Origin of the sequence: Streptomyces actuosus (assembly GCF_016921115.1) — a bacterium.
Taxonomy (GTDB): Bacteria; Actinomycetota; Actinomycetes; order Streptomycetales; family Streptomycetaceae; genus Streptomyces; species Streptomyces actuosus_A.
Genome location: NZ_JAFFZS010000035.1, coordinates 64472 through 75349, shown reverse-complemented (window position 1 = coordinate 75349; position 10878 = coordinate 64472). Strand labels below are relative to the sequence as shown.

At 69.8% G+C, this 10878-nt stretch carries 6 protein-coding genes and 1 pseudogene; 4 read left to right on the top strand and 3 right to left on the bottom strand.

What is annotated here, in order from left to right; genetic code table 11:
- Positions 1-123: 123 nt before the first annotated feature.
- Positions 124-717, bottom strand: coding sequence for an ALF repeat-containing protein (locus JS756_RS29840; RefSeq protein ID WP_205386366.1), 594 nt, complete (start codon positions 715-717; stop codon positions 124-126).
- A 217-nt stretch (positions 718-934) separates the two neighbouring features.
- Between JS756_RS29840 and JS756_RS29835 the strand changes: the two genes are divergently transcribed.
- On the top strand, positions 935-2680 hold the full coding sequence (locus JS756_RS29835; protein WP_240204557.1) for a tetratricopeptide repeat protein: 1746 nt from the start codon (positions 935-937) through the stop codon (positions 2678-2680).
- Between the two features lie 1009 nt (positions 2681-3689).
- On the opposite strand, the gene JS756_RS29830 is transcribed toward JS756_RS29835, so the two are convergent.
- On the bottom strand, positions 3690-5861 hold the full coding sequence (locus JS756_RS29830; protein ID WP_205386365.1) for a TerD family protein: 2172 nt from the start codon (positions 5859-5861) through the stop codon (positions 3690-3692).
- Between the two features lie 179 nt (positions 5862-6040).
- Between JS756_RS29830 and JS756_RS29825 the strand changes: the two are divergent.
- Both JS756_RS29825 and JS756_RS29820 read left to right on the top strand, forming a co-directional pair.
- A pseudogene (locus JS756_RS29825) lies at positions 6041-6205 on the top strand (ISAzo13 family transposase); the annotation flags it as partial.
- A gap of 634 nt (positions 6206-6839) precedes the next feature.
- On the top strand, positions 6840-7340 hold the full coding sequence (locus JS756_RS29820) for an Asp23/Gls24 family envelope stress response protein (protein ID WP_205386364.1): 501 nt from the start codon (positions 6840-6842) through the stop codon (positions 7338-7340).
- Positions 7341-8154: 814 nt separating this feature from the next.
- On the opposite strand, the gene JS756_RS29815 is transcribed toward JS756_RS29820, so the two are convergent.
- The gene (locus JS756_RS29815) at positions 8155-9021 is read right to left on the bottom strand and encodes a universal stress protein (protein WP_307791214.1); all 867 of its coding nucleotides are present in this window, start codon (positions 9019-9021) and stop codon (positions 8155-8157) included.
- A gap of 536 nt (positions 9022-9557) precedes the next feature.
- Between JS756_RS29815 and galE the strand changes: the two genes are divergently transcribed.
- Positions 9558-10748: a UDP-glucose 4-epimerase GalE gene (gene galE / locus JS756_RS29810; RefSeq protein ID WP_205386362.1), complete on the top strand. Its 1191-nt coding sequence runs from the start codon at positions 9558-9560 to the stop codon at positions 10746-10748.
- Positions 10749-10878 lie beyond the last annotated feature (130 nt).

The window sequence follows — 10878 nt, the reverse complement described above, 5'->3', positions numbered from 1 at the left end:
CTGGCAGCAGCAGACCAACAGCGACCAACGCCAAGTCGACTGGCACTTCACCACCGACGACGCACGCGTGAAACTGCGCCACCTCTACCCAACATCACAGCAAAAATAAGCCGCAACAATCTACTAGATCTCTGCGTGCTCCAGGAAGAACCGCAGCGCTTCCGGGGAGCCGTCGTCCAGGGCCGTCTGCGCTGCCGCGCGGAGTTCGTCGCCGATCGTCGGGTCGGCCAGGATACGCAGGATGGCTACGCGGTCGTCTTCGGCCTGGGCGAGACGGTAGCCGGTCTCCAGGAACGTGCGCAGTGCCTCGGGGGTGTCCGTCTCAAGGGCTTTGCCGGCTTCCCTGACCACGGTCCTGTCGTTGTTCTGCTGGGCGAGGTAGAGGATGCGTGAGACGGCCACGCGGTCGTCCTCGAACTGAGCCACCCAGCGCCCTGTCTCCAGGAAGTACCGCTGGTCCACGATCGTGCCGTCCATCGCGGCCTGGGCAGCGGCGCGTACTGCCGGGCCGGTCTCAGGGTCGGCAAGGATGCGCATGATGGCCAGGCGGACCTCGTCGTCGGACAGCTGGTTCACCCCAGCGCCCGGATCGGGCTCGGCCGTCGCTGCGGCCCCGGTGATCGTCCCGGGGGAATCGGCGGCGAAGGCCGGTGCGGCGAGCAGTGTCGGTATCAAAGCGGCGGCCGCAAGGGCCAGTGCAGCTCGGGACAGCGGCATGGAATGTCCTTACTGATGTTGTGGTCTGAAGGCATCGGGCTGGTTGGTCGACCCACCCGCATGCTGCGGCAGGGTGACGACCTGCCCGCGGCTGGCATCGAGTATGGCGCCCGGAACGACGGAGCTCCTTTCCCGGAGTCGGCAGCGTTTGAGGGTCGGTTGTTGCCGACGGTTGTCGAAGGCGGGGCTATGTGTCGCTTTCATCGGCGCGCTGACCATGCAGCAGCACGGACCCCAGGAACCGGCCGACTGGCCGCACCAGGTCGGCGTCATCCCGCCCGCGGCGCGGTCCTTCCTGCACCGCGCCGAGGCCGTCCGCCTGCGGGCGAAGGTCGACGGCGGCGGCACCGCCGTACTGACCCAGCTACTGACCGGCATGGGCGGGGTCGGCAAGACCCAGCTCGCCGCCGACTACGCTCGCACCGCCTGGGACGACGCCGGCGAAACCGGCGGCCTGGACATCCTGGTCTGGGTCACCGCGAGCGCCCGCTCCCCCATCGTGACCGGATACGCCCAGGCCGGCGTCGAACTGTGCCGGGCCGACCCCAACGACCCCGAACAGGCAGCGCGGACGTTCCTGGCCTGGCTGACCCCGAAGGCCGGAACGAAGCCGTGCCGGTGGCTGATCGTCCTGGACGACGTCACCGACGCCGCTGACCTGCGCGGTCTGTGGCCGCCCGACAGCTCCCACGGCCGCACCCTGGTCACCACCCGCCGCCGGGATGCCGCCCTCACCGGCCACGGCCGCCACACGGTCGAGGTCGGCCTGTTCACCACGGACGAATACCTCACCCACCTCACCGCCTCCCTGGCAGCCCACGGCCGCGACGAATCCGCCGATGAGCTGGCCGCCCTGGCAGGGGATCTCGGTTGTCTGCCCCTGGCTCTCGCCCAGGCCGCCGCCCACCTCATCGACTCCGGCGATGAGGTGGCCACCTACCGCAACCTACTGGCCGACCGCGCCACCACCCTCGCCGTCATCGCCCCCGACGTCCTGCCCGACGACCAGGCCCTCCCCCTGGCCGCCGCTTGGTCGCTGTCCATCGACCGCGCCGACACCCTGCGCCCGGCCGGCTTGGCCCGCCCCATGCTCCGACTGACCGCCCTCCTCGATGCCAACGGCATCCCCGATTCCGTCCTGACCAGCCAGCCCGCCCTGGCCCACCTCACCGCACACCGCACCAGCCCGGGCCCGGCCGAGGAACCGGCCCCGGTCACCTCGCGGGAGGCAGTACACGCCCTGCGGGCGTTACACCGGCTCAGCCTCATCGACCACATCCCCACCACCCCAAGCCAGGCCGTCCGCGTCCACCAGCTCATCCAGCGCGCCACCCGCGACGCCCTCACCCCCCACCAGCACGACCAGACCGCCCTCGTCGCCGCAGACGCCCTGGTCGCTGCCTGGCCCGAGGTCGAACGCGACACCGCCCTCGCCCAAGCCCTGCGCGTCAACACCACTGCCCTCGTCAAGCGCGCTGGGGACGCCCTGTACCGACCCGGCGCACATGCGGTGCTGTACCGCACAGGAACCAGCCTCGGCGAAGCCGGCCAGGTCACCGCAGCCCGCGACCACTACGAACACCTCACTCAAACCGTCCGGCATCATCTCGGCCCCGACCACCCCGACACCCTCAAGGCCCGGGACAAGCTCGCCCAGTCGCGGGGCCAGGCGGGGGATGCGGCGGGGGCCGCAGCCGCCTTCACCGAGCTGCTGGACGACTGCCAACAGGCGCTCGGCCCCGACCACCTCTACACCCTCGATGCCCGGCACGAGCTCGCCCGGTCGCGCGGCCGGGCGGGGGATGCGGCGGGGGCGGCGGCTGCCTTCGCCGAGTTGCTGGACGACCGGGTACGGGTGCTCGGCCCCGACCACCCCGACACCCTCAAGGCCTGGGACGCCCTCGCCTACTGGCGGGAACGGACGGCAGAAGACCGCAGGGCGTCGGGTGACGATCGTTCATGAGACACAAAGATCACCGTTGTCAGATTTCGAAGTCGTCCGCGTGGATGAGCTGCGGGTTTCAGCCGTTGTGTGCAGGGGAGCATGGATACGCCGGGCCGTACGAAGTCGTCTGCACCACGCTGGACAGTGGGCCGGAGTCCCGTGCGCGCCGGGGCGCCACAGGATGCGCTGGCTCAGTCGGCGGCGGGCGGCGCGCAAGTAGCTGTGGACGGTTTCGCGGCTGATGCCGAACTCCTTGGCCAGCGGCGGCGCGCTCGCGCAGCCGCCGGTCCTGTTCGGAGGTGAGTGCGGGTCTGCGGCCGGTGTGGACGCCACGCGGCTCGGCCGCGGCGATGCCCTCACGCTCTCCAGGATCAGGGCGTGCTCGAACTCGACGAAGGCCCCCATGACCGACAGCAGCGTCGCGAACCGCTTGCTTCAGTTGATCACCTGCCCACACCCCGACAACCCACCCTCACCCGGCAGTTCAGGACGTCTCGCCGCCAGAGAACGCACGAGCCCTGGCACGAACACGGCCCGGACGGACCCCGGGTGCCACATGTGCAGAGGACTACGGACATCCACGCAGACGGCTTCGGACATCGACAGGGACGGCTCCGCCCACCACCGGGCTCCGGCTGGCAACTCACGTCTACCCCACACACGCAGGGACGACCCAACGCGGAAGAGGCAGCCAGAAGCCGGAGGACTCCGTCGGACCAGGAGAAATCCCCGACTCTGCGCTGCCGTCATCGACCGGCTCACCTTCGGCGGCAACCTGACCCAGATCTGCACGGAGTCCCACCGCCTGGCCCTCACCCAGGCGCGGACTGTGGACGCGGAGCGGTCCGCCCGGTACCCCTTCATCCGGGTCCTCCCGGGTATTGGGGTACCGGCATACGAAAACTGGGAGGCGCCGAGCGGGCGCCTCCCAGTCGAAGTCAACGGCGAGGAAAGCGAAGGAACTTGTTTCAGGAAAGGAATTGAGAAGGAAGCCCCTTCATGGCCTCGCCGTAGGTAACGCTAGCACTCAGCCCGGGATCAAGTCGCGCAGGTTTTCGAGGGTGATGATCCGTGAGTCCGGATGCAGTCCCTCGGGACGTTCGAGGCCGATGTACATCACGGGCTCGTCCGGGACCGGCTCGCCGTCCCACAGATCCACGGTCGTGGTGTCGCCGGGCATCAGGCCGATCAGGTATCCCACCGTCAACTGCTCGCGCTCCACGATGGCGCGCACCACCGTCGACACGGACGCCTGGTTCTCCTCGACCCGGTTGGCCGACGAGATGCCCTTCAGATACAGATGCAGCCACTTCGCGCGCCACCGGCCGTCGTCCCCGCGCCGGAACACCAGCGGCAGCGCCACCCGGCCCACCCCGCGCAGCTCCGACTTCATCCGCACGGTGCGCGGCTCGAACGGTCGGCCCTTGTGCTCGCCGTCGCGCAGCATGAAGCCGAAGAACGACTCCTCGACCTCCTCGAAGCCTTCGCCGGCGTAGATGTTGACCTGCGGAACGATGAATGTGCTGCGCACCCGGTCCAGGGACAGGCTGATGAACTCCGAAGCCCCGTCGGGTGCCTCGGTGACATCGCCCGAATGCCTGCCTCCGACGGCCTTGAGGGATGTGTAGGAGAGCCAGGAATCGGTGCTGTAGTCGGCGTGGAGAAGCAGCGCCGACAGGTCGTAGTCGGTACGGTCCTTGGTCTCTTTCCAGTACACGAAGAAGCGCAGCTGTTCGCCGTCGACCGCGGAGATGGACCCGCGCGGCAGTACGCCGAACCCGGCCGCGGTTGCCCGGCCGCTGAGCGGAAGCGCCACGTCGAGGACATCGGCATCGAGCAGCAGCCGACCCGGCGCCGGAAGCCGGCGGCGCATCTCGGCGTCGAGGGCGGCGATCAGACGATCGCGGTCGGCGGCCGGTACCGGCGGTCGGAAGTCGGGGGTCACCCAGGCACGGCCCCTGCGGTTGACGAAGATACGGGGTTCGCCGCTCTCACGTGCCCGGTTGTGAAGATGCTCGCGCACCGAGAGCACGACCCGGCCCGAGACGTCGGGAGCCACCTGCACGGCGGCGGCCACCACCGCGTCCCGTTCCTCCTGGGAGGCGGCGATGCGCAGCAGGAGGTCCAGGGCGCGGAACAGCTTGCCGGGAGCCGACTTCAGCAGCTTCACCGCGCCAAGGACGTCGAACGCGTCGAGCAGCTGCTCGATCCGGCTGTCGAAGGAGCGTGCCTCCTTCTCGCCCCGCGCGACCGCGAACACATCGGCGGCGTGCGGCCAGCGCGGGTACTCGTGCGGGTGGAGACGTTCACCGAGCCGTTTGAAGGGCTCACGGTGTGCGTGCACATCGGCGAGCTTCGCGGGGTTCGCCGCGACCACGGCTTCGAGACCCGCGAGCAGTCTCCGGCGCAGCGGTCGCGACAGCGCCCGGAACCGGGTCGGCTCCTGCAGCGTCACGTCGCCGCCCGACAGCGCACAGGCCAGCCTCAGCACATCGGTGACGGTGTCGAGGAGGAGGTCCGCCCCGACGCCGAGCCGGGCCTCGTTGATGACCGCTCGGTTCTCCCGGATCGGGATCGCCTCCGGCTGCGGGCCGGGCGCGCACCGCTCGGCGAGGATCTTGAGGTCGCGCAGGTCGTCCTCGCCCAGTGGGGTCGTGCTGCCGGCCAGTCCCAGGTAGAGGTCAGTGAGTTCGTCGTCCAGGTCCCGGCCGAGATGCAGGACGGTGACCCGGTCGCCCGCCGAGGCGATCAGTTCGTCCTGCGCCGCGAGCATGTCCTCGTAGGTGTGCTGGTACCGGCCGTACGCGGGGAGGCTGAGCAGGTCCAGCACCCCGTGCGTCAGCTGCGTCAGCACCTTCTCGCGCGACTTCTCCTCACCGAGCGCCTTCGCCACGCACTGCATCCAGAACTCTTCGGTGTCCGGCACGTTCGCCGGGAAGTCGATGAAGTACGCGTTGTGCCGGACGTGGTCGCCCACCATCTCGCCCACCGTGCGCAGTGTCCGCCTGGCGGTGTGCACGACCGCGGCCTCGGACAGCCCCGACAGCCGCTCCAGCAGCTCCGCCGAGAGCTTGAAGCCCACGGATGTCAGTGCCGCGTCGAACTGTCGTGCCGCGACAGCTCCTTCCCCGGCGGAGCCCTTGGGAGAGGAAAGGCGGTGAGTGTGCCGGACGACCAGCGATTCGAGACTGTGCGCCATTCAGGGATGATCGCAGAGGTGCGCGGGCGGTGCACAGGAGTTTTCCGGGGACGTGCTCCGACGCTCTGATCGCACCTGACAGCGAGATCGTCTCGGCCGCGGGCAACAGTTGCGGGACAGTCCTTGGAGCTTGCAGATCATCAACGTTTGCTTCCCGTGCTGGAGCTCGTTGGTGTGGTATGCGCATCCCGGACGAGACTCGTGCCCAACTCGCCCTGAAGTTGGAGGACTTGCTCCCGCATCTCGACGAGCGGCAGCGACGCCTGCTGGTGGGAGCGGAGGCCCGGCTGCTGGGACGCGGCAGCATCCGGGCGGTCGCGCAGGCGGCCGGGGTGAGTGAGACGGCGGCGGCAGCTACGAGGAGGGCACGCTGATCTGGCGCAGTCGCCGGGCCACCACCGAAGGGATTGTCGAGTGCCGAGAGGCGCCGGCCTTCCCCGGCGAGCCGAGTCTGCCGAACGGAGGGCTTGGCCGTCGACCTGCTGCTCAGCCCCGGTGAGAAGCGTGACCTGGTCCTGGAATGCTCCACCTCCCCAGCTCACCGTCCACTTCCCCGGGCCGAGCAGGCACGGGGCGGCGACCGAGCGGGCGTGGCACGAGGCGGTGCCCCCGCTGAGGAACACCATCGCCACCTTGACAGTCGACGCGCCCACGCCGTGCCGCGCGGCCTGACCAGCCACGGCGGCGGCATGGTCGCCGCGGCCACCACCAGCCTGCCCGAACGCGCGGCGATGGGCCGCAACTACTGCACCGGCTGTGCAGCGCCCAAAGGCATGTCCAAGGGCCGGCAGACCGCGCCCCACTGCACCCGACAGCCGTCGGAGCCCTGGCGAACGCCCTCGCCGACCAGCAAGCCCTCCCCGCCGACGATGACTGACCGCCCGTCTGGCCATCTTTTTACCGCTGAGTCCGACCGGTCTAGCGTTGGAAGGGATGACAACGCTCGCAAACCCACTCCCACCGTGCGAGGTGACCACCATGGCGGAGACCACGGACCGCACCAGCGCCAACGCAAGGACGAGTCCCCGCGACGAGAGGGGCGAGAAGGGGACGACGCTCAAAGGCCGCAGGGGTACCGACACCCCTCCGGGGACGCGCGGAGACACCACGGTCGCGGACAAGGTCGTAGCCAAGATCGCGGGCATGGCGGCCCGCGAGATCCCCGAGGTCCACAACCTCGGCGGAGGAATGGCCAGGGCGTTCGGTGCCGTGAGAGAACGCGTACCGGGCAGCGGCGACGACATCACCCGAGGGGTCAGCGTGGAGGTCGGTGAACGTCAGGCGGCTGTGGACCTGGGCATCGTCGTCGAGTACGGCGCTTCCATCGTCGACACCGCCGGGGACGTACGCGCCAACGTCATCCGGGCGGTGGAGAGCATGACCGGCCTGGAAGTCGTGGAGGTGAACATCGCTGTCCACGATGTCCATCTGCCCGACGAAGAGGAAGAGTCCGAGCAAGGCGGCGGACGCGTGGCCTGATCCTCGCAACTCTGACGCTGGAGGGCACCGGCCACTGAGCGGTGTGCATCGTGAAGTTGCAGGTCAGCAACGCAGCGCACTTTCGGCGTGCGCCGGGGCGTGGTAGATCCCGTGGCGCGCGCCGCAGGTGCTTCTGTCCGCCCTGACGTGGGTTGATGCCGGTCCGGGAGGCTGGAGGGGTTCGTTCCGGCCGAAACCGAGGCTTCTGTGATGCCGGTGAGCTCGCAGGTCAGCATGGTGCTGGGGCCGTCCACGGGAAGCGTGGAGTGTTGTTGTGAGCACGAGCGTCAGCATCCTGTTCCCCCGTGGCCCTCCCGGAACGGCGTACTGCTCGGCCGTCCGGTGGGGGGAGGGAGCAAGGCCATGGACGTGCTGCACGAACGCTGCGCCGGCCTGGACATCAGCAAGAAGCACGCCAAGGCGTGCGTCCGCAAAGATCCCTCAGTCGAGACCTGGCTCCCGTCCGCAACCTCCCAGGACAGAGCAGCTAGTGCCGCGGCAGGCAACGTTCGCCCGTCAAGGAGCGGCGTCCGGTGCGTGCTCTCGGTGTGCCGGCCGGAAGCCCTCGTACTGGATGCACTCGGGCTTTCGTCCGGTGCAGCGACGTTGCGTGCCGGGCGTCGCGACGGGGCGGACGTTGCCTGATGCGACACTAGGTGCTGGTGGCCTGAGCAGCGGGTACCACTGCCTCTGCGGGCAGAACGTCGGGAATCGACGGCCCGATCCCAGCAGGCGCGAGACGCGCACCCGGGAGTTGCATGACTGCTTCCTCCCGCCATGGCTGCCTGCGGTCACGTCGCCGTCATAGGCCGACCTACCCTGTGGGAACGATCGCGACGGAACACTCCGCGTGATGCAGCACAGCGTGGGTCACCGTCCCCAGGTGCAGCCCGAGCCGACCCTCAGCCGGGTGGCGGGGCACGACCACGAGAGCAGCCCGTTTCGAAGCCGCCACCAGTGCGGCGGTCGGCGAGTCCCTCACCAACTCGGTCTCCACGGGGACCTGCGGAAAGTCAGCGGTGGGCCGGGCGACGCGGTTCAGCACCGCTCGGTGGGCGCGCTGCTGCTCGTCGAGAGCGTCCACGTGTCGCACGGCGAGTTCGACCTGGGTGACCGGCGACCACGCATGGACCAGGCGCACGCTCGTCCGCCGACGCGCCGCCATGGCGAAGGCGAACCGCGCCGCCTCCTCGTCGCGGTCGTCCCGTACGCCGAGCACGATGCCGTCGTCCGCTGCGTTCCTCCGCGGCTCCCGGACAACCACGACCGGGCGGTCGGCGTGCGCGGCGACCCTCCGACTCACCGATCCGAGCAGCAGTCCGGCGAAACCGCCGCGCCCACGGGTGCCGACCACGATCAGGTCGGCGTCCTCAGCCGCGTCCAGGATGGCTTCGGCAGGACGGTCATGGGCGACGAAGGCGTCGATGCTCAGACTCGGGTGGGAGGCCCCGATCCGGGCCCGGCTCTCGTCCAGCATGCCGGTGACCGTCTCGAAGACCTGCCGCGTGAGGTCTGCCCCGGTCTCGTCGTATCCGATCTCGGGTCCCGGGCCGACGGCATGGACAAGCCTCAACGCGCTGCCGCGCAGCTCCGCTTCAGTGGCCGCCCAGTCCGCGGCGAGCCAGGAGTTCGGTGTGTCGTCGATCCCGGCCAGGATCACGCCCTTGCTGCTGGTCTCCACTCCCCACCTCCATCGGTACGGAGAGCACGACGAATTCGCCTGTCCCCACCAGGTACCCACGATTACGCCGGGCACCTGGCGACTCGGGATCGATTTCACGCGTTTCGCCGCGCACGTTCCCCGCCCTCCATCTGCCGACCGAGGCCGGTCCACGAAGCCCCGTGTACTGCTGGAACTGCTCGGCGTCGGTCCGATCATCGCAGCGCAGATCGTCCACACGCGCGGTTTCTCCTGCCGTGGTCCGTGCGGCCTGTTTCCGTCCCGCCCCGTCCGGAGGCTGCCCCGCGCACGTCGGCGAGCTGATCGAGGGACCCGTCCCGCTTCGGAAGGCCGTCCACGAGTCGGCACAGCGCCAGCGGCGCGCGGTGCTCGGCGTTCAGCCGCCGGCGTGCGGGCAGCAGATCACCGGGCGCACCCGGCCCGCCCCCGGACAGGGCATCGCGCACTCGGGGGCCTTGACTGCGGGGAACCGGAAGAGGACAGTGAGGATACGACGTAAACATACCTCGTAACCAGCACACGAGAGCATCTTCGCCATGGCCCACAGCGAACAGTTCTCGGCTCCCTCGGGCAGGGAGCGCCGACTCGTACGGTTCGCCGCCGACGAAGTGCCCCGGCCCGGCCCGGGCCCCGGCGGCGCCCCATCCGGGCGCACGCCCGCGCCCCCGCCGTCCACGGTCCTCGTCACCGGCGGCGCCGGCTTCGTCGGCAGCCACGCGTGCGTGGAACTGCTGGACCACGGCTACGAGGTGATCGTGGTGGACGACTACTCCAACAGCACTCCCCAAGTGCTCTCCCGGGTGGAACGGCTCGCGGGCCGCTTCGTCGGCGCGGTCTACGAGCTGGACATCCGTGACCGGAACTCCCTGTCGGCCGCATTCGGCCGGCACTCCGTGGACGCCGTCGTCCACTTCGCCGCGCTCACGTCCACGGACAGGTCGACGCAGATGCCGGTCGAGTACTACGACTCCGTCGTCGGCGGCACAACCACCCTGCTGCGGACCATGCACGACCACGGGGTGCACCAGCTGGTGTACTCCTCCTCCTGCTCCGTCTACGGCGACGCCGGAGGCGGCCCGCTGCCGGAGAGCACGCCCGCGCGTCCCCCCAACCCCTACGCGGCCGCCAAGCGGATGTGCGAGCAGATCCTCGCCGACGTCTGCCGTCGCTGCCCGGAGTACACCGTGCTGTGCCTGCGCTCCTTCAACGCGGCCGGCGCCCACTCCAGCGGGCTGCTCGGCGAGGACCGCCTCGGCACACCCTCCAGTCTGATGCCGTCCGTGGCTCAGGTGGCCGCCGGCCGACGCAGGCACCTGAGTGTCCACGGTGACGACTACCCCACGCACGACGGCACCCCGGTCCGCGACTACCTCCACGTGATGGACGCAGTCGAGGCGCACCGCGTCGCGCTGGACCATCTCGCCGACGGACCGGGCATGCGCACGTACAACCTCGGCACCGGGAAGGGACATTCCGTCCTCGACGTGGTCTCGGCCTTCTCCCGGGCATCCGGCACGCCCGTTCCGTACGAGATCGTGCCCCGCCGTCCCGGAGACGTCGCCGAACTCGTCGCCGACGCGACCACCGTCAAGAAGGCCTGGGGCTGGCGTCCCGAGCGGGACCTCGCCGACATGTGCCGTGACGCCTGGCACTTCCAACGGCTCAACCCGCACGGCTACGCGGGCTCCGCACGGCGGCCGGAGAGGAAGGGTTGGTACGACCCGTAGGCGAGCAGCGGTCGGTGATCGCGCGTCCCGGCCGGGGCGGCCTGCCGAGATGCAGTGGCTGCGCGTCGTCCCTATGCTCGATACGGGCGAAGAAGATGTCGGTGTTCCGACGCAGCCCCGGTGTCCTGCG